At 65.3% G+C, this 23,115-nt stretch carries 20 protein-coding genes; 14 read left to right on the top strand and 6 right to left on the bottom strand.

All coding sequences use genetic code 11. The features are described 5' to 3' along the window. The first annotated feature begins 2 nt into the window (after positions 1 to 2). Both AC1DX2_RS21520 and AC1DX2_RS21515 read left to right on the top strand, forming a co-directional pair. Complete coding sequence (locus tag AC1DX2_RS21520; protein ID WP_477198463.1) at positions 3 to 929, top strand: DUF4399 domain-containing protein; 927 nt, start codon at positions 3 to 5, stop codon at positions 927 to 929. 85 nt (positions 930 to 1,014) lie between these two features. Beyond that, positions 1,015 to 1,449 carry a DUF2846 domain-containing protein gene (locus AC1DX2_RS21515; protein WP_477198462.1) on the top strand — a complete coding sequence of 145 codons (435 nt, stop codon included), beginning with the start codon at positions 1,015 to 1,017 and terminating at the stop codon, positions 1,447 to 1,449. Between the two features lie 67 nt (positions 1,450 to 1,516). On the opposite strand, the gene AC1DX2_RS21510 is transcribed toward AC1DX2_RS21515, so the two are convergent. Continuing rightward, positions 1,517 to 4,351 (bottom strand): TonB-dependent receptor, encoded by a 2,835-nt coding sequence (locus tag AC1DX2_RS21510; protein ID WP_477198461.1) that lies wholly within the window; start codon positions 4,349 to 4,351, stop codon positions 1,517 to 1,519. A 275-nt stretch (positions 4,352 to 4,626) separates the two neighbouring features. Between AC1DX2_RS21510 and AC1DX2_RS21505 the strand changes: the two genes are divergently transcribed. From AC1DX2_RS21505 to AC1DX2_RS21495, 3 genes are all read left to right on the top strand, one after another. Continuing rightward, positions 4,627 to 5,475 carry a DUF4399 domain-containing protein gene (locus tag AC1DX2_RS21505; protein ID WP_477198460.1) on the top strand — a complete coding sequence of 283 codons (849 nt, stop codon included), beginning with the start codon at positions 4,627 to 4,629 and terminating at the stop codon, positions 5,473 to 5,475. A 262-nt stretch (positions 5,476 to 5,737) separates the two neighbouring features. Then, on the top strand, positions 5,738 to 6,550 hold the full coding sequence (locus AC1DX2_RS21500) for a GGDEF domain-containing protein (RefSeq protein WP_477198459.1): 813 nt from the start codon (positions 5,738 to 5,740) through the stop codon (positions 6,548 to 6,550). A 175-nt stretch (positions 6,551 to 6,725) separates the two neighbouring features. Then, positions 6,726 to 8,645 (top strand): adenylate/guanylate cyclase domain-containing protein, encoded by a 1,920-nt coding sequence (locus tag AC1DX2_RS21495; protein WP_477198458.1) that lies wholly within the window; start codon positions 6,726 to 6,728, stop codon positions 8,643 to 8,645. Here the strand turns inward: AC1DX2_RS21495 and AC1DX2_RS21490 are convergent. After that, positions 8,569 to 9,435 carry a LysR family transcriptional regulator gene (locus AC1DX2_RS21490; RefSeq protein WP_477198457.1) on the bottom strand — a complete coding sequence of 289 codons (867 nt, stop codon included), beginning with the start codon at positions 9,433 to 9,435 and terminating at the stop codon, positions 8,569 to 8,571. The two genes, AC1DX2_RS21495 and AC1DX2_RS21490, sit on opposite strands and share 77 nt — an antisense overlap. Before the next feature lie 64 nt (positions 9,436 to 9,499). On the opposite strand from AC1DX2_RS21490, the gene AC1DX2_RS21485 reads away from it, so the two are divergent. The 4 genes from AC1DX2_RS21485 to AC1DX2_RS21470 all read left to right on the top strand — a co-directional run bounded on the left by AC1DX2_RS21485 (position 9,500) and on the right by AC1DX2_RS21470 (position 12,311). Further along, positions 9,500 to 10,801: a YbfB/YjiJ family MFS transporter gene (locus AC1DX2_RS21485; RefSeq protein WP_477198456.1), complete on the top strand. Its 1,302-nt coding sequence runs from the start codon at positions 9,500 to 9,502 to the stop codon at positions 10,799 to 10,801. A 34-nt stretch (positions 10,802 to 10,835) separates the two neighbouring features. After that, positions 10,836 to 11,450 carry a carboxymuconolactone decarboxylase family protein gene (locus AC1DX2_RS21480; RefSeq protein WP_477198455.1) on the top strand — a complete coding sequence of 205 codons (615 nt, stop codon included), beginning with the start codon at positions 10,836 to 10,838 and terminating at the stop codon, positions 11,448 to 11,450. Between the two features lie 375 nt (positions 11,451 to 11,825). After that, a complete protein-coding gene (locus AC1DX2_RS21475) occupies positions 11,826 to 12,050 on the top strand; it encodes a hypothetical protein (protein WP_477198454.1) in 225 nt (74 codons plus the stop codon). 30 nt (positions 12,051 to 12,080) lie between these two features. Then, entirely contained in the window at positions 12,081 to 12,311 is a 231-nt protein-coding gene (locus AC1DX2_RS21470; protein ID WP_477198453.1) for a hypothetical protein, read from the top strand. A 367-nt stretch (positions 12,312 to 12,678) separates the two neighbouring features. On the opposite strand, the gene AC1DX2_RS21465 is transcribed toward AC1DX2_RS21470, so the two are convergent. Together AC1DX2_RS21465 and AC1DX2_RS21460 are read right to left on the bottom strand one after the other, a co-directional pair. After that, the gene (locus AC1DX2_RS21465) at positions 12,679 to 14,004 is read right to left on the bottom strand and encodes a HAMP domain-containing sensor histidine kinase (protein ID WP_477198452.1); all 1,326 of its coding nucleotides are present in this window, start codon (positions 14,002 to 14,004) and stop codon (positions 12,679 to 12,681) included. 12 nt (positions 14,005 to 14,016) lie between these two features. Further along, positions 14,017 to 14,736, bottom strand: a complete 720-nt coding sequence (locus AC1DX2_RS21460; protein ID WP_477198451.1) for a response regulator — start codon at positions 14,734 to 14,736, stop codon at positions 14,017 to 14,019. Between the two features lie 231 nt (positions 14,737 to 14,967). Between AC1DX2_RS21460 and AC1DX2_RS21455 the strand changes: the two genes are divergently transcribed. The 3 genes from AC1DX2_RS21455 (at position 14,968) to AC1DX2_RS21445 (ending at position 19,243) form a co-directional block, all read left to right on the top strand. Next, positions 14,968 to 15,876 (top strand): M48 family metallopeptidase, encoded by a 909-nt coding sequence (locus AC1DX2_RS21455; protein WP_477198450.1) that lies wholly within the window; start codon positions 14,968 to 14,970, stop codon positions 15,874 to 15,876. A gap of 111 nt (positions 15,877 to 15,987) precedes the next feature. Next, positions 15,988 to 17,868, top strand: a complete 1,881-nt coding sequence (gene pepF, locus AC1DX2_RS21450) for an oligoendopeptidase F (protein WP_477198449.1) — start codon at positions 15,988 to 15,990, stop codon at positions 17,866 to 17,868. A 61-nt stretch (positions 17,869 to 17,929) separates the two neighbouring features. Continuing rightward, the gene (locus tag AC1DX2_RS21445; protein ID WP_477198448.1) at positions 17,930 to 19,243 is read left to right on the top strand and encodes a glycoside hydrolase domain-containing protein; all 1,314 of its coding nucleotides are present in this window, start codon (positions 17,930 to 17,932) and stop codon (positions 19,241 to 19,243) included. A gap of 9 nt (positions 19,244 to 19,252) precedes the next feature. Here the strand turns inward: AC1DX2_RS21445 and AC1DX2_RS21440 are convergent, their stop codons facing one another. Next, positions 19,253 to 20,716 carry a Gfo/Idh/MocA family protein gene (locus AC1DX2_RS21440; protein WP_477198447.1) on the bottom strand — a complete coding sequence of 488 codons (1,464 nt, stop codon included), beginning with the start codon at positions 20,714 to 20,716 and terminating at the stop codon, positions 19,253 to 19,255. A gap of 128 nt (positions 20,717 to 20,844) precedes the next feature. Further along, a complete protein-coding gene (locus tag AC1DX2_RS21435; protein ID WP_477198446.1) occupies positions 20,845 to 21,630 on the bottom strand; it encodes an exodeoxyribonuclease III in 786 nt (261 codons plus the stop codon). A 12-nt stretch (positions 21,631 to 21,642) separates the two neighbouring features. Between AC1DX2_RS21435 and pyrE the strand changes: the two genes are divergently transcribed. Together pyrE and AC1DX2_RS21425 are read left to right on the top strand one after the other, a co-directional pair. Beyond that, entirely contained in the window at positions 21,643 to 22,335 is a 693-nt protein-coding gene (gene pyrE / locus AC1DX2_RS21430) for an orotate phosphoribosyltransferase (RefSeq protein ID WP_477198445.1), read from the top strand. Positions 22,336 to 22,397: 62 nt separating this feature from the next. After that, positions 22,398 to 23,045, top strand: a complete 648-nt coding sequence (locus AC1DX2_RS21425) for a DUF4124 domain-containing protein (protein ID WP_477198705.1) — start codon at positions 22,398 to 22,400, stop codon at positions 23,043 to 23,045. Positions 23,046 to 23,115: the final 70 nt, after the last annotated feature.

Below are 23,115 nucleotides of genomic sequence, written 5' to 3'. Positions count from 1 at the left end.
TCTTGCCTTTGAGCATCATGGCGGCAGTGTCACCGGCGCATGCCGGCAAGTGGGCCTGTCTGCCTGGGGCTGTGTGGGCTGCACAAACAGCAGGTCGCCTGTGCAAGAAATCCAAACAGCTGGCCCCGCTGGCCTGCGTGACGCCGGCCTGGTCCGCCACACCGGCAGCGACTGACACCAAGGCTGCCAGCGACACTACGTCAGAAGTGTTGGCCCACCCCTGGGTGGTGCCGCCCCCCACCCGCCAGGCCGACGCCTATTTCACCAACCTGAAAGACGGCGACAGCCGCGAAGCGCCCTTTATGCTGAAGTTTGGTCTGTCCATGCGCGGCATCGTGCAGGCCGGCAACACGGCGGGCACCGCCGGCCACCACCACCTGTTGATCAACCAGAGCCTGCCGCTGGACTTTGGCAAGCCGCTGCCCTTCAACGAGCAGTACATCCACTTCGGCAAGGGCCAGATGGAAACGGTGATCAACCTGAAACCCGGCACCTACAACCTGCGCCTGCTGCTGGCCGATAAGGGACACATCCCCTACTTTGTCTACAGCAAGCCGGTGAAGCTGACTGTCACCAAGCAAAACACGGTGGCCAATGCGGACAGCAGCGTCAATGGCCCGGCGCGCGTAGAGATCTTGTCACCCACCGACAAGCAGAGCGTCAAAGGGCCGTTTCGCGTGCAGTTCCACGCCAGCGGGTACAACGTGTCCGCCGCGGGGCCGCAGTTGGCCGACACCGGGCACTTTCGGTTGACGCTGGAGAAGGGCGGCAAGAGCGAGGTGCTGGACTTCAAGCAGGGGCACACCGAGGTTTGGTTGAATCCGCCGGCGGGGGAGTACAAGATGAAGCTGGAACTGGTGGGGAACACGGGGGCGGGGGCGGTGATGGCGGTGGGGAAGGTGGTGCAGATCAGTGTGACGGGGGGCTGAGGGGCGCCTTGGGCGTCAATGGCTTGCCCTAGAATGCCGGCGGTGCCGCTCAGGCACTGCAACTGATATTCAAGGGAGTCACAACATGAAGTTTCACGCCATCACGCTGTTCGCAGCGCTCGCCATCTCGGGCTGCGCCTCGGTCCCCATGGGCGACGCCAAGCAAGACGCCGCTGCCAAGACATTCGCCGTTCCGCAGGACAAGGCCGGCATTTACATCTATCGCAACGAGTCGATCGGCGGCGCGGTGAAGATGGATGTGGCCATTGACGGCCAGGCCATAGGCCAGACGGCGGCGAAGACTTATTTCTACAAAGAGGTGGCACCGGGGCAGCACACCGTGTCTTCCACAGCAGAGAATACCGACACGCTGGCTGTGGAGACCAAGCCCGGAACGCTCACCTTCATCTGGCAAGAGGTGAAGATGGGGGTGCTCTATGCGCGCACCAAGCTGCACCTGGTGGCGGAAGAGGTGGGCAAAAAGGGCGTGCAGGAAAGCACGTTGGCCGCGCCCAAATAAGTTGCGCGCGGCGATGAAAAAAAGGCCACCCGGCTGGGTGGCTTTTTTTGTTGGGTAGCAGCCGCGTTCAATTGAACTGGTACTTCACACCCAGCTTGTAGAAGCGGCCAATGGCGCCGCTGGCGTCCAGCGGGTTGTAGCTCATGCCGCCATAGGTCAGCGGGTCCAGCGGGGCTACGCGGTCGGTCAGGTTCTGGATGGAGCCGAACACCGTCAGGTTCTTCTGCACGTTCCAGCGGGCAGACAGGTCGATGGTGTAGAACGAGCCCAGCACGCAGCCGTTGGGCGCATCCGTCCCGTTGGCGAACTTGGAAGCGCAGACGTCGCCTTCAAAGAAGACGTTCTTCATTTCCGAGCGGTAATTCACCAGGCCGGTCACGCTCCAGTCGCCCTTGTCCCAGGTGGCGGACAGGTTGATCTTGTCGCGTGGTGTGCCGGCGCAGTTGGAGGTGTCGCAGTTGCCGTGCGTGCCCACATACTGGTAGCGGTTGCCCGGCACCACGGCGCCGGTGGCGCTCTTGCTGTCCGGCTCAACGCGCAGCCAGGAGAAGATGTGCGTCCAGTTCATCGACAGGGCCAGGCGGCCGCTGTCACCGAGGTTGATGCGGTGCTTGAAGTCCAGGTCCAGGCCGCTGATTTCGGTGAAGCTGGAGTTGCGGTACGGCGCCTTGGAGATGATCAGCGTGCCCGTGTTCGGCACCACCGCACCGTTGATGGTGAGGTTGTTGTCCGAGCGGATGGCTGTCGGCAAGGCCGCGGCTTCTGCATATGGCAGCGGGTTGATTTCATTGGTGCGCTTGATGTGCCAGAAATCAGTGGAGAAGCTGGTCTCCCGGGCGGCGTCCCAGATGAAGCCGAAGGTGGTGCCCTTGGACTTTTCGGGTTGCAGTTTCGGGTCGCCCACCTTCACCGCCGCAATGGTGATGGCGCAGTCGCCAGCGGTGGCGCCAGGCAGCGGTGTGCCATTGGGGCAGCGCACCGGGTCGCGCACAGCCGAGGAGCCGGTGCTTTGGCTCTCGGCGCCGGACTCGGCGGCGCCGGGTGCGCGGAAGCCTTCAGAGTAGGTGCCGCGCAGCGCCAGAGAGCTGACCGGCGTCCACTTGATGCCCAGTTTGGGCGTGGTGGAGTTGAAGGCGTCGTAGCCGTCGTAACGCACCGCGCCCGACAGTTCCAGCGTCTTCGTCACCGGTGCCAGCAACTCGGCATACACGGCGTTGACCGTGTTGGTGCCCTTGGCCGCCACATAGCTGGAATTGACAGAGCCGTTTTCCGTGCCGCTCAGCGAAGGTGCATCCAGAAACTCGCGGCGGTGTTCTGCACCGACGGCCAGCGCCAGCGCGCCGCCATCCAGCTGCATCAGCTCCCGCGTGGCTTTGAAGTCAACCGTGTCCAGCTTGGTGGAGATGTCGGCTGTGATGTGGCGCACCATCGCGGCGTACAGCGACGGCGGGTTCTTGCTGGCTTGGGCGCCCAGGTAGTAGGGGAAGTATTGGCTGCTGGGGTCACCCAAAGCCGCTTTGACCACTGCCATGTTCAGCGCCGCGCTGTAGTCCAGCTTGAGCTTGGTTTCCGAGTGCATCAGGCCGATGTCGTAGTCCCAGCCCATGGCCGTGCCCTTGATGCCGCCGAGGATGCGGGTGAAGGTGTTGTCCGCGGCGCGCTCCTGCGCGCCGACGTCAAACGCTGTGTAGCGCACCCGCACCGGCACGCCGTACGGGTTTTGCGGGTGGTTGGCAGCCAGCATGATGGTGGTGCCGGCGCCTGAGCCGAAGTTGATCACACCCGCGGGGTTGGCCGCCGTGGGCGGAAACGCCACGGTGGGGGTGATGGACGGCGGCACCAGCGCAAACCCGGTGGTGCGGTTGGAATAGCCCAACTCCACATAGGCCTGCGTGTCGTTGTTGAGCTTCCAGGTGCCACCGGCAAACAGGTTGGCGCCCTTGATGTCGGGTTGCATGCTGCGGAACTGGTCGGCGTGCCATACGCAGCCGCCGCCCGGGTCTTGCGGTGTGCTGACCGACAGCGTGGCGCAACCGGGCAGCGACACGTAGTTCAGCGATACCGGGTCGCGGATCAAGCCGTTCGGGCCGGCGGTGGCATTGTTGTTGCCGGAGATATAGCCCGAGGCGAATTGTGTTGCCAGGCCATAACCCCATGGGCGGATGTCGCCATGGCCGATCCAGTCGCGGTCCTTGCGGTCACTGTTCTGGATGCGGTTGGATTTGGAAAACTCGGCGTTGAACATGAAGTTGTGGCCGTCTTCAGCCAGCGAGCCAAAGCCCGCCGTCAGGCTGGCCTTGTGTTGCTGGCCGTCACCGTAGCGCGAAGCGCCCGTGCTGGCCTGGGCCACGACGCCCTTGAAATCCTTTTTCAGGATGATGTTGACCACGCCGGCAATCGCATCGGCGCCATAGACGGAGGAGGCGCCGTCTTTCAGGATTTCAATACGCTGCACCAACTCCATCGGTATGGTGGCGAGGTCGGTGAAGGTCTTCTGGCCATCGTCGGCGCGACCGAACGGCGCCATGCGGCGCCCGTTCAACAGCACCAGGGTGGAGGTGGCGCCCAGGCCGCGCAGCGACACGGCGGTGGAGCCAGCGGCAAAACCGTTGCCGAAGCCCGTGGGCAGCGAGCCCGCGCCATCAACGCCCAGTGTCTGCAGGTATTCAGCCACGGTGGCCTTGCCCGATTTGGCGATATCGGCAGCGGTGATGACCAGCACCGGTGATGCGGACTCGACCTGGGCGCGCTTGATGTTGGAGCCGGTCACTTCAACACGCTCCAGCGTCTGCGCGAAGACTGTTGACCCAGCGGCCATCAGGCCCATGGCCACGCCGCCAGAAAACGATAAGCGCAGCGCACGGGCGAGCGCCGACTCTCGGTTAGGAGAATGGGGTTTCATTTTTTTCCTTTGTCTCTTGCTTGAAAAAGGATGAGCAAGGGGGTTTGCTCATCCCAAATTCAGCATATCGCGGCCCTTTTTGAGCGACAAAAGAATGGGGCGACTCCCCGGATTCGTGTGATGAAGCGAATTGACATGTGTTGTCTATCCGCCGATCACAGCCGCAGATCCAGTTGGGCGGGTTGTTCGTACAAAGCCATGAAACCCGCTACAGTGGGGCAACAGACGGAGGGGACTCGCCGATGCCATATCGCCTCGCTCATGGCCTGCGCTGCTTGCCCGCACTCGCGGCTTCACTGGCGCTGGTTGGCTTGCTGGCCCCCGCCCGTGCCGCCGACACCCCGGCGCCGCAGCCAGCCGCCAGTGGCGCAGCAACACCGGCGGCAGCGGCGCCGATGGAAACCTTGTCCCACCCCTGGGTGGTGCCGCCCCCCACCCGCCAGGCCGACGCCTACTTCACCAACCTGAAAGACGGCGACAGCCGCGAAGCGCCCTTTGTGCTGAAGTTTGGTCTGTCCATGCGCGGCATCGTGCAGGCCGGCAACACGGCGGGCACCGCCGGCCACCACCACCTGCTGATCAACCAGAGCCTGCCGCTGGACTTTGGCAAGCCGCTGCCCTTCAACGAGCAGTACATCCACTTTGGCAAGGGCCAGATGGAAACGGTGATCAACCTGAAACCCGGCACCTACAACCTGCGCCTGCTGCTGGCCGATAAGGGACACATCCCCTACTTCGTCTACAGCAAGTCGGTGAAGCTGACCGTCACCAAACAAAACACGGCGGCCAATGCCGAAAGCAGCGTCAAAGGCCCGGCTCGGGTGGAGATCCTGTCACCCACTGACAAGCAGAGCGTCAAGGGACCGTTTCGCGTGCAGTTTCACGCCAGTGGGTACAACCTGTCTGCCGCCAGCGCGCAACTGGCGGACACCGGGCACTTTCGGTTGACGCTGGAGAAGGGTGGCAAGAGCGAGGTGCTGGACTTCAAGCAGGGGCACACCGAGGTTTGGCTGAGCCCGCCGGCGGGGGAGTACAAGTTGAAGCTGGAACTGGTGGGGAACACGGGGGCGGGGGCGGTGATGGCGGTGGGGAAGGTGGTGCAGATCAGTGTGGCGGGCGGGTGAGCTGCAACGGCTTGTAAGTAATGTGCGTGTTGTGACCCTCTGAACTGGCCAGGTCGTGGCCTGGGCGTAAGGCTGGTTTCCAGCCGTAACAAATCCGGTTCAGGGGCCGGCCAGTCGGCAACCGTGCGCCCCTACACTGAAATCTGCATCAGCCCTAGGACCAACCATGGCCGCCCTGGACTCTTCACCGGCGTTCGCGCCAACCCTCCCCTGGTACCCGCCTTTGCACTCAGCGGAGCAGTCTGGGCGACTGGGCACTGGCATGGCGTTGCCTGACACGGTGGACCTGGGCATCAGCCTGGACATTTGGGACGGGCAGAAGAAGCAGGTGTTGAGTACCCGGCAGATTGACCAGGTGCATGCGGGCACCGTCCCGGCCACTGCCATGCCCAGTGTCAACTGCTACGAAGTTCGCACCTCGGACGGGTTGCTGGTGCAGTTGCAGCTGGACCTGACGGACATGGTGCGCCGGTTCCAGTTGCTGGAGGCGCGCTGCGCGCACCTGGCGCAACTGTCCAGCACGGATGAGCTGACCGGCCTGGTCAACCGGCGCCACTTCGACACGGTCATGGCCAGCGAGTGGGCGCGCGCCTTGCGCATTGGCACCTCCATGGGCTTCTTGATGGTGGACATAGACCACTTCAAGGCCTTCAATGACCACTACGGCCATGCCGCCGGCGACGAATGCCTGCGCCGCGTGGCCCAAGCGCTGGCCCGCAGTGTGCGGCGCGCTGGCGAACTGGTGGCGCGCTATGGCGGCGAGGAATTCGTGGTGCTGATGCCCCGGGCCGACCTGGCGCACACCCGCGAGACGGCCCAGCGCTGCCTGGACGAAGTGCAGCGCGAAGCCATAGGCCATGTGGCCCTGGCCCATGGCGCGCGCGTGACCGTGAGCATAGGCATGGCCTGCGCCGTGCCCGATGCCATGGAGGAGCTGGAAGTGATGGTGGAGGCTGCCGACGCGGCCATGTACCACGCCAAGTCCGCCGGGCGTGCCCGCGCGGTGCTGGCCAGCCAGTCGGACTGGGAAATCGACAAGGACACCCCGCGCACGCATCCGGCGCCTTTGTGTTGAGTTGAACGCCTCTTTGCCGACGCAGCGGCCTACTTCCTTGCGCGTCTTCACCGGCAGCTCATGCTGCCGCCAGCCTTTTTCACGCACATGCGGTGAAAGCCTCTACCGGGCCAGCCACCAAGGCGCTACCATGGCAGCGCTCTTTCAATGGACTCGCTTTGATTGAGGAGAAGCATTGAAAACACCGCCAGCGCTGCTGCCGTTTCAAGCTGCCATCCTGCTGCCCGCCGCCGCGGTGGGGTTGTTGCTGCTGCATTGGCTGGTGGTGCAGCCGGCAATGCTGCCGGTTTCCCGGCAGGAGTTGCCGGTGTTCGTGGCCCTGCCGCTGACGGCGGAGATCGGTTGGCAGGGCAGCGCTGTTGTTGTCCGCGTCTTCCTCACCCTGACGGCGGTCACCGCGCTGGCCGCATTGGCCCTGGCGGCTGTGCTGGCCCTGCGCACGCCGGAGCACAAGGCGGCGCGCCAGCTCGGCGCGGCGCTGGTGGGTGGCGCAGCGGCCAGCGGCTACTTTTTCTTCATGATGACGCACCAGGCCTACCGCGAACTGCTGGGGTGGGCGCCAACGGCATGGCAACGCCTGCCTATGGACGCGCTGGCGTACTGGGTGGGGTTTTGTGCCATGGTGCTGATGGCGCGGTTCTTCATGGCTTACCCGCGCCTGGTCACGCCGGAGGAATTTGCGGCGTTTGCGCTTCGCCGGGCCAAGCAAGCCGTGGACGGCATGAAGGCGCGTGGCAGTTGGCGCCGCCATCTGCATCGAGGGTCGGCAGAGTCGCATATCTCCAGCCAGTCCCCATTGGGCATGCTGCAGTCGCCGTGGACTGTCGTGACGCTGGCCGTGCTGGCGCTTGCCTGTGCCGGGTTGGACTGGTATGACGCGTCGCTGGCGCCGCCCGCTGCGCGCTTCAACCATGCCAAGTTCCTGCTCGGGGCTGTGGGCTTTGTGCTGCTGCCGGTATGTGGCGAGGTGGTGGCCAACAGCCTGCACTTCCACATGAGCAATGCCCTGCCGGATGACCGGCGCAAGATCGACTGGATTGGCGCCACCGTGTTTTCGGCCGGCATCGTGGTGGTGGCGGCAGGTGCTTGCCTGATGGTGCTGGGGCCATTGGCGTTGAACACGGCCGCTGCACGCGGCGTCAACCTACCGGTGGAACTGTTCCTGGTGTGGCCTCTGGTCTTTGGCGCGCTGCTGTTCTTTCTGGCTTTGGTGGTGGCGCTGGCCATCTCCGTCTTCTACCGCGGGACGATAGACCCCCGGCTGGCAGCGCGCAAGCTCACCGTGTTTGGTCTGCTGGGCCTGGTGGTGGCGCTGCTCTTCGTGCTGTTGGAGCGCACGCTGGCGCAAAAGGTCGTTGCGCTCTTCGGCCTGTCACCGGATATGGGCGCGCTGCTTGCCGGCGCCGCAGTCACGGCCACCATCGCGCCGATTCGCGGCCAGGCGGAAAAGGCGGTGAGCCGCCTGGCGAGCCGTTTCCTGCCGTTGGATGCACTGGTGGAAGGTGAGCGGCGCATGCAGGTGGTGGCCATGTCGGATCTGTCGGGCTACACCGTCATGTCATCCCATGACGAAAAGCAAGCGCTGTTGCAGGCCGCGTTGTTGCAGCGGTTGGCGGGCAAGCTGGTGCAACAGCACGGCGGGCGCATCGTCAAGTCCATGGGCGATGCGGTGATGTTCGCATTCGACGACGCTGCATCTGCCGTCGCCGTGTTGACGGCTTTGCGTGCGGAGTTTCCATTGGCTGCGCAGCAATTGGGCCTGGACGCGCTGCCCCTGCACAGCGGTGCGCACTGGGGCGAGGTCACGGTGGCCCACGATGGCGACGTTTACGGGCAGACAGTGAACCTGGCGGCGCGCATTCAGAGCTCGGCTGGCGCGCACCAGATTGTTGTCAGTGCCGACTTTGCCCGCGCCATGGAGGAGGCGAATTGCACGCTCCTTGGCGAGCGCCGGTTCAAGAATGTGCCGGAGCCGGTGGTGTGCTGGGAATTGGCCATCCCTTGCGCGCCGGCCAGCGCTACTTCTGCAGCGCCACCACTCCCATCAACCGCAGCAGCGCTTGCGATGCCGTCCCGCTCCATACCAGGTGCGTGACGTTCTTGCGCGTCTTCGCCGGCAGCTCATGCTGCCGCACATCGTTCCCCGCCTTGAGAGAGGCGAGCAATGACTTTGGCACCATCGCAAACCCGGTTCCCGCCGCCACGCAGGCGATGATGGCCTGGTAAGAGCCGAATTCCAGCGTGCGCGCGGGCATCACGCCGCTGGCGCCCAGCCACTCTTCCATGCACTTGCGGTAAGAGCAGCCGCTGGCAAAGGCGATCAGCGTCTGGCCGCTCAGGTCGGTGGCCTTCACGACAGGCGGGTACAGGCGGCTGGTGATGACGGTCAGCTCTTCTTCAAACATCTTTTGTGCGGTCAGCCCCGGCGCGGTGAAGGGCTGCGAGACAAAGGCGGCCTCTATCTCATAGTTGGCCACCTTGGCCACCAGCGCGGCGGTGGTGCCGGTGACCAGCTCCACCACCACGCCGGGGTATTGCTTGTGAAAGCGCGACAGCACGGCGGGCAGCCGGCTGCCGGCTGTGCTCTCCAGCGATCCGATGCGAAAGATGCCCACCGGCGGGCCGCCGCGCAGCTGGTGTTCGGCCTCGTCGGCCAGGCGAAACAGCCGCTCGGCATACGACAGCAGCAGCGTGCCCTCGGGTGACAGCACCAGCGAGCGGCCATGGCGGTGGAACAGCTTTTGCCCCAGGCGCTCTTCCAGCTGGCGTATGCGGGTGGTGACGTTGCTCTGCACGCGGTTGAGCTTGTGCGCGGCACGGATCACGCCGCCTTCCTTCACCACGGTGCGAAAGATGTCCAGAGAATCCAGATCAATCATTCTCATGGAGAGAACCTTTCATCAGAATAATTCATTTGTGCGTTTTGGATTGTGCGGCTAATCTGTGGGCATGTCGAATGCCATTTCTCCCACTGGGGCTGCTTCGGTCACCGCCCCGCAGGCCACGCGCAACGCCTTGCTGGTGTGCGTGGCCGGCGCGCTGTCGTTCGCGGTGGCCATGGGCATTGGGCGCTTTGCCTTCACGCCGCTGCTGCCGCTGATGGTGCGCGCGGGCGAGCTGGACGTGGCCCTGGGTGGCTGGCTGGCCGCCGCCAATTACGCCGGCTACCTGGTGGGCGCGCTCACCGCCGCGCGGCTGCGCGTGTCGCCGGTGGTGCTGGCCTTTGGCGCGCTGTGCGCCATTGCCGCGGGCACGGCCGCCATGGGCGTGTGGCACCTCGGCTGGCTGTGGCTGGCGTTGCGCTTCTGCGCAGGGGTGTGGAGCGCCTGGGCGTTTGTGGGCATCAACATCTGGTGCCTGGGGGCGGTGGCGGCCTGGGGCAAGCCGGCCTGGGGCGGCATGATGTATGTGGGCGTGGGCAGCGGCATTGCGCTGGCCGGGCTGTATTGCCTGGTGGGCTCGGCCGCCGGCGGTACGGCCGATGCACTGTGGGAGCAATTGGGCGCGCTGGCGCTGGTGCTGCTGCTGCTGGCCTGGGCGCTGGCGCGCGGCCGGGTGCCGGCCAGCGTGGCCACGGCGCCTGCGCCGCCGCCCAAGTCCGCGCCGGCAGCGTCGCCCAAGCCGTCGGCCATTGAGTCCAGCTTCAACCGGCTCGCCAGTGTGCCTGCCACCCCCGCCATGCGCCTGCCCGCCACCACGCTGCGCGGCATGGTCATTTGCTATGGCATGGCGGGCTTTGGCTACATCCTGCCGGCCACCTTCTTGCCGCTGCAGGCGCGCGCGCTGGTGGACGACCCGCTGGTCTTTGGCCTGGCCTGGCCGGTGTTTGGCGCCACCTCGGCCGCCTCAGCCTTGCTGGCCGGCTGGGCGCTGCGGCACTACACACGCATGCAGGTGTGGATTTTTTCGCAGGTGTTGATGGGTGTGGGCGTGTTGCTGCCCAGCCTGTGGCTGAACATGGGCACCATCACACTGGCGGCGCTGTTCGTGGGCGGCACGTTTGTGGTGGTGACGCTGGCCGGCGTGCAAGAGGCGCGCGCCCTGGCGCCGGGCAACCCCACCGCGTTGGTTAGCCGCATGACGGCGGCCTTTGCACTGGGCCAGCTGGCCGGGCCCATCGTCTCCACCCTGCTGACTTACATGCACATCCCCGTGGCCATGGCGCTGGACGTGGCCTTGCAGATTGCCGCTGCCGGCCTGCTGCTCAGCGCGGCCTGGCTGTGGCGCTATGTGCCGCGCGAAGCCCCATGATTTGATTCACCCAAGCACCCAGGAGTACCCCGCCATGTCCATCCCCGCCATGCCCGACGTCCCCCAAGGCAACACGCAGCCCTGGCGCGAGCGCCTGCCCATGCCGCCCACCGAGGTGCTGAGCGCCGCCCAGCGCGCCGCCGCCGACGCGCTGATCAACGGCCCGCGCAAGGGTGTCTATGGCCCCTTCCTGCCGCTGCTGCGCAGCCCGGAGCTGCTGGACCGCGTGGCCAAGCTGGGCGAGCACCTGCGCTTTGGCGGCCAGCTGCCGGCCAAGGTGCGCGAGCTGGCCACCTGCGCCGCCGCGCGGCATGTCAGCAACCAGTTTGAATGGCTGATGCATGCGCCGCTGGCCATTGCCGCCGGCGTGGCCCCGGTCACGCTGGACGCGCTGGCGCAAGGGGCCGCGCCTAAGGGCCTGCCGGCCGACGAAGAGGCCGCGCTGGACTTCGCGCAAGAGCTGCTGCGCCAGCATGGGGTGAGCGAGCCGACCTACCAGGCCGCGCTGGGCCAGTTTGGCGAGGCCGGCGTGGTGGAGCTGACGGTGCTGGTGGGCTACTTCGCCATGGTGTCGTGGCTGATGAACGTGGCCCACACCCCCGCGCTGGCCAGCGCCAAGGGGCCGGCGCTGGCGGCCTTCCCGCTCTGAGAGTGCCCTGAGGCACGGGCACCGGCGCTGGCGGCTGCGCCTGTACCTGAATTACGGGCCATCGCATTACTGGGTTACAATACAGGTGCCGCCGCAAATTGCTTACCATTGCGGCGACCGTTGTCTGACACGGCCTGCGGTGCTTCAAGCACCACCTCTCTACGGCCGCTGGAACCCTCTGACCCTTTCTCACGGGTCCGCCATCTGGCCGTCAAACTCCCCCCAAGGCAAGCTTCACCGCCGGTCGGCTTACATCGCCGCTTGACCAGCACCTCCCCCAGCGGCTTGAGCCGCATCGCCCGGTCTGAAGGCCGCGCGATCATTTCTCTTTGAACCCAATTTCGGCGCGCGGCATAGCGCGCGCGCACCATGAACATGACTCCTTTCCAAGTGGGCAAGTACCTTGTCTCCCCCCTTTCCCGGCAAAAAGAATGCGGGCGCTACAGCGCTTCCGTCTCGATCCGCAGCGGCAGTGGCCGCGGCACGCATGACCGCGTGTTCCGTTTCCTGCCGGAATTCATCACCCGCGAAGCGGCGCTGCTGTACGCCACGGCCGAAGGCAACAGCTGGCTGCAGCTGCGCCATGCCGCCACCGCCTGAGCGGTCAACCACCCTTCACGAGACAAGCCCATGAAAATCACACTCAACATCAATGTGCTGCCCAACGGCGACTACCGGGCGCAGATCATCGAGCCCAAGACCATGACCCGCGAGGGCCCCTTCCATTGGAAGACTTCGCGCATGCCCGAAGGGCTGATGGCGCTGATTCAGGAGAAGCTGGCCGGTGGCGCCGGCGTGCCGTATTGCATTTCGATGGAAACCACGCTGAAAGACCTGTACGCCGGCACCGTGGTGCACTAGTGGCGCACAACCTGCGTCAGCAGGTTGCGTCGCAGGCTAACTTTTGCGAAGCAAAAGTTAAGCGTAGCGGCCGAAGACAAAAAAAAGCCACCTTGCGGTGGCTTTATAAAGTCCTCGAAAGGACGTCGTTGGGATTCGGTGCCAAACGGCTCTTGCGGCCGGGGTTTTTGTCGTTGGGACTGTGTGACAGCAGTTGAGTGAAACTGTACGCCCCGCGCCGCCGGTTTCCTATCCCCCAAAAGGGGGATTCGCATCCGCCTGACGGAGGATGCGTCCAACCCCATTGGTAGGATGGCCGGCCGTAAAAACCTGTTAGTTGTACGCCAACAGGTAGGCAAACACCCGCTGCGCCGGCGTCAGGAGGCCTTCAGGAAGCGATCGGCAGGAACACCACAAAGCAGGCGCCGCCGCCCGGGTTGTCTTCGCAAAACGCGCTGCCGCCGTGCCGCTGGGCGATGGATTTCACCAGCGCCAGGCCTAGTCCCACGCCGCCGTCGCGCTCGGTGGCGCCCGGCAGGCGGTAAAACGGCTCAAAAATGCGGTCACGCAGGTGCTCGGGCACGCCGGGGCCGCGGTCGCACACGCGCACCACGGCCAGGTCACCTTCCTGGCCTATGTACACCTTCACGTCGCCTGCGGTATGGCGCTTGGCGTTTTCCAGCAGGTTGCGCACGGCGCGGCGTAGCAGCTTGGTGACGCCGCGCACCACGGGGGAGGGCACGCCGCCTTGCGCATCGAGCTGGGCGTCCGTGCGCGAGCATTCCTCGGCCACCAGGCCGGTCAGGTCCACCTGCTCGATGGTGCCCAGGTCGGCCTCTTTGGCGTCCAGTCGGCTGGCCAGCAGGATTTCGTCGATCAGCTGGTCCAGCTCGCCGATGTTGCGCGTCAGCTCGTCGCGCGATTGCGACTGCTGCGGCATCATCAGCTCCAGCCCCATGCGGATGCGCGTCAGCGGCGAGCGCAGCTCGTGCGAGGCATTGGCCAGCAGCGACTTTTGCGACACCAGCAGCGCCTGCTGCGAGGCCAGCAACGCCTCGTGCGACTTCACCAGCCCCTCGATGCGTTCGCCGGCGTGGTTGAAGCGCTCGGCCAGAAAGGCCACTTCGTCTTGCCCGCTGACCGGGATGCGCACCGACAGGTCGCCTTCGCCCCAGCGCTCCACGCCTTGCTGCAGCTGCTCCAGCCGGCGCGTCAGCTTGCGGATGATGGGGTAGGTGGCCAGGGCCACCGCCACCGCCACCAGTGCCAGCGACCAGAAGAAGCCAAACGGCAGCCGGCTCCACGGCGAGCGCGGCGGGCGCGGCAGGTGCATGTGCACGGTGCGGCCGTCGTCCATGCGCACCATGAATTCGGGCCCGCTGCCGAAGCTGCCGGGCGCCAGTGAGCGGTTGTTGGCCAGTTCCTCGCGCTGTGCTGGGTGCTCGGATTCGTCCGTAGTCTCAGCGGGGCGCTCGGGGCTGCTGGGCTCGGCCTTAGGCACGCCCGGCGTCTCTTCGGCCGTGGTGGTGCGGCGCGACAGCGGGCGCATGCGACCGTGGCCGATGATCTGGCCGGCATCGTTGCGCACCACCACTTCGCGCAGCGGCACCGGCTCGGCCAGGCGCCAGGCCCAGCCCACCAGCAGCGTCAACACCGCGACGGCCAACACCACCGCCAGCCAGATGCGGACGTACAAATGCTTCAGAAAGAACATGGAGGGGGGACGTCAGTCCTGCTGTCGTGCAAACACGTAGCCTACACCACGCACGGTCAAAATCCGCTTCGGGTCCTTGGGGTCTTTCTCTATGGCGGCGCGGATGCGGCCCATGTGCACGTCGATGGAGCGGTCAAACGCCTCCAGCTCGCGGCCACGCACGGCTTCCATGATCTGGTCACGCGTCAGCACCCGGCCAGCGCGCTCGGCCATGGCCAGCAGCAGGTCGAACTGGTAGGACGTCAGCTCGCAGGGCTTGCCGCCAACGGCGACAGTACGGGCGTCGCGGTCGATGTCCAGCGAGCCAAACTGCATCTGCTTGCTGGCCACGGTGGGCAGGCCGTCCATGCGGCGGCGCAAGATGGCGCGTATGCGGGCCAGCAGCTCGCGCGGCTCGAAGGGCTTGGGCAAATAGTCATCGGCGCCGATTTCCAGGCCGATGATGCGGTCCATCGGGTCGCCCTTGGCGGTCAGCATCAGCACCGGCACCTGGGCGGCCGAGCCGCTCATGGAGCGGATGCGGCGGCACACCTCCAGGCCGTCCATGTCGGGCAGCATCAGGTCCAGCACCACCAGGTCGGGCAGCGGCGCGGCGGCCTGGCCCTGCAGGCGCGACAGGCCGCTGTGCGCGTCACCCACATGGGCAACCGAAAAGCCGGACTGGCCCAGGTACTCACCCACCATCTGGGCCAGGCGGGCATCGTCTTCTATCATCAACAGGTTTTGGCTCATGGGGGTCTCGGCGAGTGACTCAGCGGTTAAAAGGGCCTCTGGCTGCTTAACGCGGCAGGGGGGAAAACGTCTTTACAAATGGTCCGCTATGCAGGTCAAATCCCCTTGTAGTCCCTGTAAAGATATGTAAATTGCGTGCGATTGCAAAATGTCCCTGTGCCAGCGCCTTTGTCCGATGATGCACCCGGCCCGTGGATTGATATTGGCCTTTTTCACCCCAACTGGCAGTTTGTGAACGCTTTTACCGTCAGGATAAAGAAAAGCCCGCGCCGGCTCAAGCTGGTTTATGGCCGGATCGCGTCCGCCGCGCTGGTGGCGGCGGCTTTGGCCTGGGCGCCAGCCGCGCTGGCCCAGGCCCAGCCGCAGCCCCCGTCCCAGCCCCGCGAGGGGGTGGATGTGGGCAAAAATTCAGTCTTTGCCGGTCTGGTGCCGGCCGACAAGGTAGAACAGTCGGCCAAGCTGCAGTATGGGCAAATGCTGCAGCAGGCCAATACCAAGCAGGCGCTGGCGCCCAAGGACGACGTGCAGCTGCAGCGCCTGCGCACCATTGCCAAGCGCATCATCCCCTTCACCGAGCCATGGAACCCGCGTGCCAAGGCCTGGCAGTGGGAGGTGAACCTGATTGGCTCCAAGCAGATCAACGCCTTTTGCATGCCGGGCGGCAAGATCGCCTTCTACACCGGCATCCTGACCCAGCTCAAGCTGACCGACGACGAGGTGGCCATGGTGATGGGCCACGAGATCGCCCACGCGCTGCGCGAGCATGCGCGTGAACGCATGGCCAAGGGCACCGCCACCAACGTGCTGGCGGGCATTGCCGGCGCCATCGCCAGTTACAAATATGGCATCGACCCGAACGTGACCAACAGCGTGGCGCGTGGTGGCGCCAATTTGCTGACGCTGGAATTCAGCCGCGAAAACGAGTCCGAAGCCGACCTGGTGGGCATGGAGCTGGCCGCGCGCGCCGGCTTTGACCCGCGCGCCGGCGTCACGCTGTGGCAAAAAATGTCGGCCGCCAACAAGGGTGCGCCGCCACAGTTTTTGTCCACCCACCCGTCGGGGAAGACGCGCATTTCCGACATCCAGAAGAACCTGCCCAAGGTGCTGCCGCTGTACCAGCGCGCGTTGGCCAGTCAGTAGCGGGCTGGGGTAAATGGGGAGGCGGGCGGGTCCGCGCCTTGCGGCACAATGCCCAATCCTCCAACCCCGGCGCCGGCCACAAGCCGCTCCACCACTTCTTTTTTCGCCACCATGAAGAAACTGCCCTTTTGCCTGGCCGCACTGAGCCTGGCCCTGGCCGCCGCTTTGCCCCTGCACGTGGCGCATGCCGCCGATGCCCCCGCCACCGATGCGCATCGCTGGGCGCTGAAGGATGTGTACGCCACGCAGGCGGATTGGGAGCAGGACGCCGCCCGGCTGACCGCCCAGTTCAAGGACATCGCGGCCTGCAGCGGGCAACTGGGCGAGTCGGTGCAGCGCTTCAAGGCCTGCCTGGACTTGCGCGCCGATGTGCTGAAGCGTTATTCCCGCGTGGGCAGTTACGCCTACATGACCTTTGACCAGAACACCGGCGACTCGGCCGGGCTGGACCTGCGCCAGCGCGCCGCCGTGCTGGGCAGCAAGCTGGGCGAGGCCACCGCCTTCTGGAGTCCGGAGGTGCTGGCGCTGGGCCGCGCCAAGGTGGACGCGCTGCTGGCGCAGGACAAGTCGCTGGCCATCTACCGCCACGGGCTGCATGACATCCTGCGCGGTGCCGAGCACACGCTGGACAAGAAGGGTGAAGAGCTGATCGCCAGTTTCAGCCTGGCCACCGGCGCTGCCGGCAATGTGTACAACACGCTGGCTGACGCCGACATGCCCTGGCCCAAGGTGAAGCTGTCTGACGGCACCGAGGTGGTGATCGACCAGTCGGCCTACACCAAGTACCGCTCGCTGCCCAACCGGGCCGACCGCAAGCTGGTGTTCGATGCCTTCTGGGGCAAGTGGAAGGAGTTTGAGCGCACGTATGGCGTGACGTTCTACGAGTCGCTGAAGCGCGACACCGTGATGGCCAAGGTGCGCAACTACCCGGATTCGCTGACGCGCGCGCTGGACGGCAACAACGTGCCGCGCGGCGTCTACGACATGTTGGTGAGCCAGGCGGATGCCAACCTGCCCACGCTGCACCGCTACTTCAAGTTGCGCGCCAAGATGCTGGGCGTGACGGAGATGCGCTACTACGACATCTACCCACCGCTGGTGAGCAGCAACGCGAAGTACCCGATAGACCAGAGCGTGCGGCTGATGCTGGACGCGGCCAAGATCCTCGGCGACGACTATGTCAAGGCGATGGAGCACGGCACCAAGAACGGCTGGATGGACGTCTACCCGCGGCCGAAGAAGCGTTCGGGTGCCTACATGAACGGCTCGGTGTATGACGTGCACCCCTTCCTGCTGCTGAACCACAACGACGACTACGAGTCGCTGTCCACGCTGGCGCATGAGTGGGGCCATGCGATGCACTCTTACCTGTCGAGCAAGAACCAGCCGTACATCACGTCCGGCTACCCGATCTTCACCGCCGAGATTGCCTCCACCACCAACGAGGTGTTCCAGCTCGACCACATGCTGAAGATCGCCAAAAACGACGACGAGCGGCTGCTGTACCTGGGCTCGGCGCTGGAGAACCTGCGCGGCACCTTCTTCCGCCAAGCCATGTTCGCTGCCTTCGAGAAGGAAGTGCACGCGAAGGTGGACAAGGGCGAATCGCTGACCGGCGCGGCGCTGACGAAGATCTATGGCGACATCCTGAAGCGCTACCACGGCGACAAGGAAGGCGTGGTGAAGATCGACGACCTGTACACGGTGGAGTGGGCCTACATTCCCCATTTCTACCGCGCGTTCTATGTGTTCCAGTACGCCACGTCGATCGCCGCCGGCAACATGTTTGCCAGCGAAATCCTGAAGGGCACACCGGGTGCCAAGGACCGCTACCTGAACATCCTGAAGGCCGGTGGCTCGCGCTATCCTTATGAGTTGGTGAAAGATGCCGGCGTGGACCTTGCCAGCCCCGCGCCCTACCTGGCCATCGTGGCGCGCATGAACGGCATCATGGACCAGATGGAGGCCATTCTGGCCAAGCGGGGCAAGTGACCTGCCCCGGGGCCGCGGCGGCCCGGGCAGCGAGAGTGAGCAAAGGGAGGATGCGAGGACCATGACAACCATCACCGGTTGCGACTATCGGAATTTCGGCGCCGCCAGCGCCATAGCGGGTCTGGACATTGCGGGCATGAAGGCGGCGGGCGTCCAGTTCGTCTGCGAGTACCTGGGCCGCTCGGAGAACAACGGCTACCTGCGCGCAGCGGACTCGGCCATGCTGGCGGCCAATGGCATTTCGATTGTCAGCATCTACGAGCGCAACCCCACCACCATCTCGTACTTCACCACGGCGAACGCGCTGGCCGACGCGGCCAATTCGATCACGGCCGCTGGGCTGGCGGGGCAGGCGCCGGGGTCGGCGATCTACTTCACGATCGACGCGGACTTCGTGTCGGCCTCCGACATCGGGGCCATCAAGTCGTACTTCGAAAACATCAACACCTACTTCATCGAACACAACTCGCCTTACGTCATCGGTGCCTACGGGTCGGGCTACGAGCTCACGGCGCTGCTCAATGACCCGGCGGCCAACGTCAAGTACACCTGGCTGGCGCAGTCGGTGGGATGGACGGGATACCTGACCTTCACGGCCCAGAACATCAAGCAGTCCGGCACCGTCCACCCAGCCTGGGGCCCCAGCAACGGGGTGGACATGGACGTGGCCTACACTGCCAACTACGGGCAGTGGATGGGCATCGTCCCCCAGCCCAGCCCGGGCATGGTGGTCGCCGGTACGGCGGCGAACGACGCCCTCAAGGGCGGCACGGGCAACGACACCTTCGATGGCGGCCAGGGCCTGGACACGGCGGTGTATGCCAGCAAGCTCGGCGACTACAAGGTGGCGGGCGCCACCACGGCAGGCACCAGCACGGTGACCGACAGCCGACCCGCCGGCATCGGGGACGGCACGGACAGCCTGACCGGTGTAGAGCGGCTGTCCTTTACCGACGCCAAGCTGGCGCTGGATCTGGGCGTGACGCAGTCGGGCGGCGAGGCGGCGCTGCTGCTGGGCGCGGTGCTGCCGGGCCTGGTGGCCTTCGCGCCCGGCTTTCGGGCCCTGATGGGGGCGTCGATCAGCTTCTTCGACCAGGGCGGCTCGGCGCAGGCGGGGGCGGCGCTGCTGCTGGACATCCCGATCTGGGACATCCTGACCGGCCGCAGTGCGCCCACGCACACCGACGTGGCGCGCTACCTGCTGACCAACGTCAATGGTGTCGCGCCAGACGCTGCGACGCTGGCGGCGGCGGTGACGGCCTTGGACACGGAAGCGGTGCATGGCCAGTGGCTGGCCAACCTGGCCGCCAGCGCCGCCGGCCAGGCGCATGTGGGGTTGGTTGGCTTAGCGCAGTCCGGGGTCGCTTACCTGTGAGAACGCGCGTCAGGGAATCTTGATCCGCACCGGCATGGGCAGCGGCGCTGCGCGGCTGGGCATGGGGGCGCGGTCCGGCGGGCTCAGGCCGGCGACGAGGTCGGCAATGCGGACGGACTGGCCAGTTTCAAAGCAGCGGTTCGCCGCAATGCCGACCAGCGCCGAATAGGCGCCGGCCCGCTCGTCGGACACGCGCTTGTACTTGTCTGGCGGCGCGTCGCCGAAGATTTCGGCCAGCATCACGTCGTCGCCACCGCCATGGCTGCCTACACCCGTCCAGGGCTCGATGTCGCGCGCTGCGCCGCGCATGGGGATGACGCGGATAGCCACCTGGTCGTTCCTGCTTTGCACGGCGGCCGCGCCGGCTGACCCGCCCGATTCGACGATGCGGTGCTCAATGCGGCCCTTGGTGCCGTTGAACGCGATGTGGTAGCCCTCCCAGGCGTCGTAGGCCTGTAGCGCGTACTTCAGCTGCACGCCGTTGTCATAGCGCACCATCACGTTCATGGTGTCCTCGATGTCGATCTCCGGCCGCCACACGCATTGGTCGCGGAAGTAGCCGTCGTGCTGTTCGTTGTCCAGGTACAGCGCCTTCAGGCCGGCGTCGCCGCCCAAGTCAAAGTAGAAATTGCACTTGGCCTTTTCCGGGCAGGTCAGGCAGCGCTGGTGGGCGCCTTCCAGCCCCATGCGCTTGGCGGTGGCTGGCGTGTAGAACTGGCGTGAGCCGAAGGCGTGCACCAGCTCGGGCTGGGCGCCCAGCCACCAGTTCACCAGGTCGAAATGGTGGGTGGACTTGTGCACCATCAGTCCGCCGGAACTGGCCTTGTTGCTGTGCCAGCGGCGGAAGTAGTCGGCGCCATGCACGGTGTTGAGCAGCCAGGTGAAGTCGACCGACAGCACATCGCCGATTTCGCCGCTCATCAACAGCTCCTTGATCTGGCTGCGCGGCGGCGAGTAGCGGTAGTTGAAGGTGACGCGGATGTGCCGGTCATTGCGCTTGCAAGCGTCCAGGATGCGCTGTGCCTTGGCGGCCGTGGTGGTCATCGGCTTTTCGGTGATGACGTTGCAGCCGGCGTCCAGCGCGCGGACGATGTAGTCGTCGTGCGCGGCGTCAATCGTCGTGACGATGACGAGTTCCGGCTTCGCCTCGCGCAGCATGCGGTCGAAGTCGGACGCCGGGTAAGGGCGCGGCTGGCTCGCGCCGGTGTCGGCAATCCTTTTGGCTGCCAGCGCGAGGCGGCCGGGGTTGGTGTCGCACACGGCGACGATGTCATGGCTGTCACGGTACTTGCCCGTGATGGCGTTGACGAACAGCCGTGCCCGCGAACCCACGCCCACCACGGCGCAGCGCTTGCGCGCGCCGGCGGCAAACGCCGCGCCACCGTACGCCCCCGCCGCCAGCGCCAGGCCTGCCGCGCCGGCTGCCTTGATGGCGGTCCGCCTGTCGACCGCGTTGGAATCCTTGTCGCTCATGCTCATCCCCTCATTGATTTGTGCTCAGGCCAAAAGGAATCAGTGGTAGGACCGATTTATATTTGGTCTGACCACATTGGGGATTGTGGCACAAGTCTGCGGCTCAGTTGGCCGGCATCTTTTGGGGCTTACATGTCGTATTCGATGGTGATGGGCGCGTGGTCCGAAAACTTCACGTCCTTGTAGATCGCCTCGCGCCGCGCGAAGGCCGCCACCGCTGGGGTGGCCAGGTGGTAGTCCAGCCGCCAACCGACGTTGTTGGCATAGGCCTGGCCGCGGTTGCTCCACCAGGTGTAGGCGGCGTCGGTGGTGTCGGGCTGCAGCTTGCGGTAGACGTCCACCAGGCCGGCCTCGTTCAGCAGCTTGGTCATCCAGGCGCGCTCGTCGGGCAGGAAGCCGCTGTTCTTCTGGTTGCTGCGCCAGTTTTTCAGGTCGATCTGCTGGTGCGCGATGTTGACGTCGGCGCAGACGATGAACTCGCGCTCGCCTTTCAGCCCCATCAGGTGCTCATAAAACTCGGCCAGGAAGCGGTATTTGGCCGCCTGGCGTATCTCGCCGGTGGTGCCGCTGGGGAAATAGGCCGAGATGATGGACAGCTTGTGGCCCGGGCGGTCGAAGCGGGCTTCCAGGTAGCGGCCTTCGACGTCAAATTCCGGCGAGTTGTAACCGACGACGACGTCGCTGGGTTCGTGCCGGGTGTACACGCCGACGCCTGAATAGCCCTTCTTTTCGGCGAAGTGGAAGTAGCCTTTCAGCCCGCACAGCTCTTCAAAGCGGCCCTGGATGTCCACCGCCTGGGCTTTCACCTCCTGCACGCAAATACAATCCGGCAGGTGCTTGGCGAGCCAGGTCTCCAGTCCCTTGTTGTGGGCGGAGCGTATGCCGTTGAGGTTGAGGCTGGTCAGTTTGAACAAAGGGGAATCTCCATGGTGGATACGGTGGCCCGGCAGAGTCAGTTGGCGCAGGAGTTCGTGCAGTTCGCGGTCGAATGCGGCGTGCTCCGGTTTGGCGAATTCAAGACCAAGGCCGGGCGGCTGAGCCCTTACTTCTTCAACGCCGGGCTGTTCGACGACGGCGCCAAGCTGCTGCGCGTGGCCGAATTCTATGCGCGCCGCATCCTGGACAGCGGCATCGAATTCGACATGCTGTTTGGCCCCGCCTACAAGGGCATTCCCTTAGGGGCCACGGTGGCGGTGGAACTGGCGCGGCTGGGGCGGGTCGTACCTTTTGCCTACAACCGCAAGGAGGCCAAGGACCATGGCGAGGGCGGAACACTGGTGGGGGCACCGATGCAGGGCCGGGTGCTGATCGTGGACGACGTGATGTCGGCCGGCACGGCGGTGCGCGAGTCCATAGACATCATCCGTGCCGCGGGCGCCACGCCGCATGCGGTGGCGATCGCGCTGGACCGGCAGGAAAAGGCCACCGAGAACGGGCAGGACGTGGACCACAGTGCGGTGCAATACGTGCGAAATCACTTGGGTTTGCAAGTTTGTTCGATTGCGAAGCTCACCGATTTGATGCAGTATCTGGAAAATAATGCGGCGGACGGCCTGGCGGCCGACCACCAGCGCATCGTGGCCTATCGGCAGCGGTATGGCGTGGCGGAGGAGTCCTGAGGTTTGAACACTTGAACACACGTTTTTCGGCACAGGGATGGATGCTGGCATTGGCTGCCGCCATGGCTGGCCAGGCTGCGGCACAGGAGCAGCAACAGCCCATCAATGGCATCTACACCTGTGTGGATGCCCACGGCCGCAAGCTGACGTCGGACCGGCCCATTCCCGCCTGCGTGGACCGCGAGCAAAAGGTGCTGAATCCCAGCGGCACGGTGAAGGCCAAGGTGGGCCCCACGCTGACCGTGCAGGAGCGGCTCGAACAGGAGGCGCGCGAAAAGAAAGAGCTGGAAGAGCGCAACCGCCTGGCCGAGGAAAAGCGCCGCGACCGCGCGCTGCTGTCGCGCTACCCCGACCGGGCCGCGCACGACAAGGAACGCGCCGAAGCCCTGGCCCAGGTGGCCACGGTGCGGCATGCGGCGGTCACCCGGGTGGAAGAACTGCTGAAGCAGCGCAAGAAGATTGACGACGAGATGGAGTTCTACAAGAAGGACCCCAGCAAGGCGCCACCGCAGTTGCGCCGCCAGGTGGAAGAGAACGCGCAAAGCATGGCGGTGCAGGGCCGCTTCATTGCCGACCAGGACGCCGAGGTCAGGCGCGTCAATGCCCGCTTTGACGAAGAGCTGGGGCGTCTGAAACAGATATGGGCCTTGTCGAACCCGACAGTACCGGCCACTGGCGCCAAGCCGCCAGCCAGCAGCACCAAGCGCTAGCAACAACGCCCCCACGGTCGCTCACTGCGTGTAGCGCCCTGCCCCCCTAGGGGGCCGCAAGTCCCCTTGG

The organism is Hylemonella sp. P2_B10, assembly GCF_056404875.1.
Note: the sequence above shows the minus strand (reverse complement) of the source record. Positions and strands in the feature narration are given on the sequence as shown.

What these genes read in the sequence shown, in the direction of transcription:
- pepF (WP_477198449.1), top strand. Translation starts at nt 15,988, where the DNA reads ATGAAGAAACTGCCCTTTTGCCTGGCCGCACTGAGCCTGGCCCTGGCC.
- AC1DX2_RS21470 (WP_477198453.1), top strand. Translation starts at nt 12,081, where the DNA reads ATGAAAATCACACTCAACATCAATGTGCTGCCCAACGGCGACTACCGG.
- AC1DX2_RS21490 (WP_477198457.1), bottom strand. Translation starts at nt 9,435, where the DNA reads ATGAGAATGATTGATCTGGATTCTCTGGACATCTTTCGCACCGTGGTG.
- AC1DX2_RS21425 (WP_477198705.1), top strand. Translation starts at nt 22,398, where the DNA reads ATGGCTGGCCAGGCTGCGGCACAGGAGCAGCAACAGCCCATCAATGGC.
- AC1DX2_RS21445 (WP_477198448.1), top strand. Translation starts at nt 17,930, where the DNA reads ATGACAACCATCACCGGTTGCGACTATCGGAATTTCGGCGCCGCCAGC.
- AC1DX2_RS21460 (WP_477198451.1), bottom strand. Translation starts at nt 14,736, where the DNA reads ATGAGCCAAAACCTGTTGATGATAGAAGACGATGCCCGCCTGGCCCAG.
- AC1DX2_RS21515 (WP_477198462.1), top strand. Translation starts at nt 1,015, where the DNA reads ATGAAGTTTCACGCCATCACGCTGTTCGCAGCGCTCGCCATCTCGGGC.
- AC1DX2_RS21485 (WP_477198456.1), top strand. Translation starts at nt 9,500, where the DNA reads ATGTCGAATGCCATTTCTCCCACTGGGGCTGCTTCGGTCACCGCCCCG.
- AC1DX2_RS21475 (WP_477198454.1), top strand. Translation starts at nt 11,826, where the DNA reads ATGACTCCTTTCCAAGTGGGCAAGTACCTTGTCTCCCCCCTTTCCCGG.
- pyrE (WP_477198445.1), top strand. Translation starts at nt 21,643, where the DNA reads ATGGTGGATACGGTGGCCCGGCAGAGTCAGTTGGCGCAGGAGTTCGTG.
- AC1DX2_RS21465 (WP_477198452.1), bottom strand. Translation starts at nt 14,004, where the DNA reads ATGTTCTTTCTGAAGCATTTGTACGTCCGCATCTGGCTGGCGGTGGTG.
- AC1DX2_RS21500 (WP_477198459.1), top strand. Translation starts at nt 5,738, where the DNA reads ATGGCGTTGCCTGACACGGTGGACCTGGGCATCAGCCTGGACATTTGG.
- AC1DX2_RS21440 (WP_477198447.1), bottom strand. Translation starts at nt 20,716, where the DNA reads ATGAGCGACAAGGATTCCAACGCGGTCGACAGGCGGACCGCCATCAAG.
- AC1DX2_RS21510 (WP_477198461.1), bottom strand. Translation starts at nt 4,351, where the DNA reads ATGAAACCCCATTCTCCTAACCGAGAGTCGGCGCTCGCCCGTGCGCTG.
- AC1DX2_RS21480 (WP_477198455.1), top strand. Translation starts at nt 10,836, where the DNA reads ATGTCCATCCCCGCCATGCCCGACGTCCCCCAAGGCAACACGCAGCCC.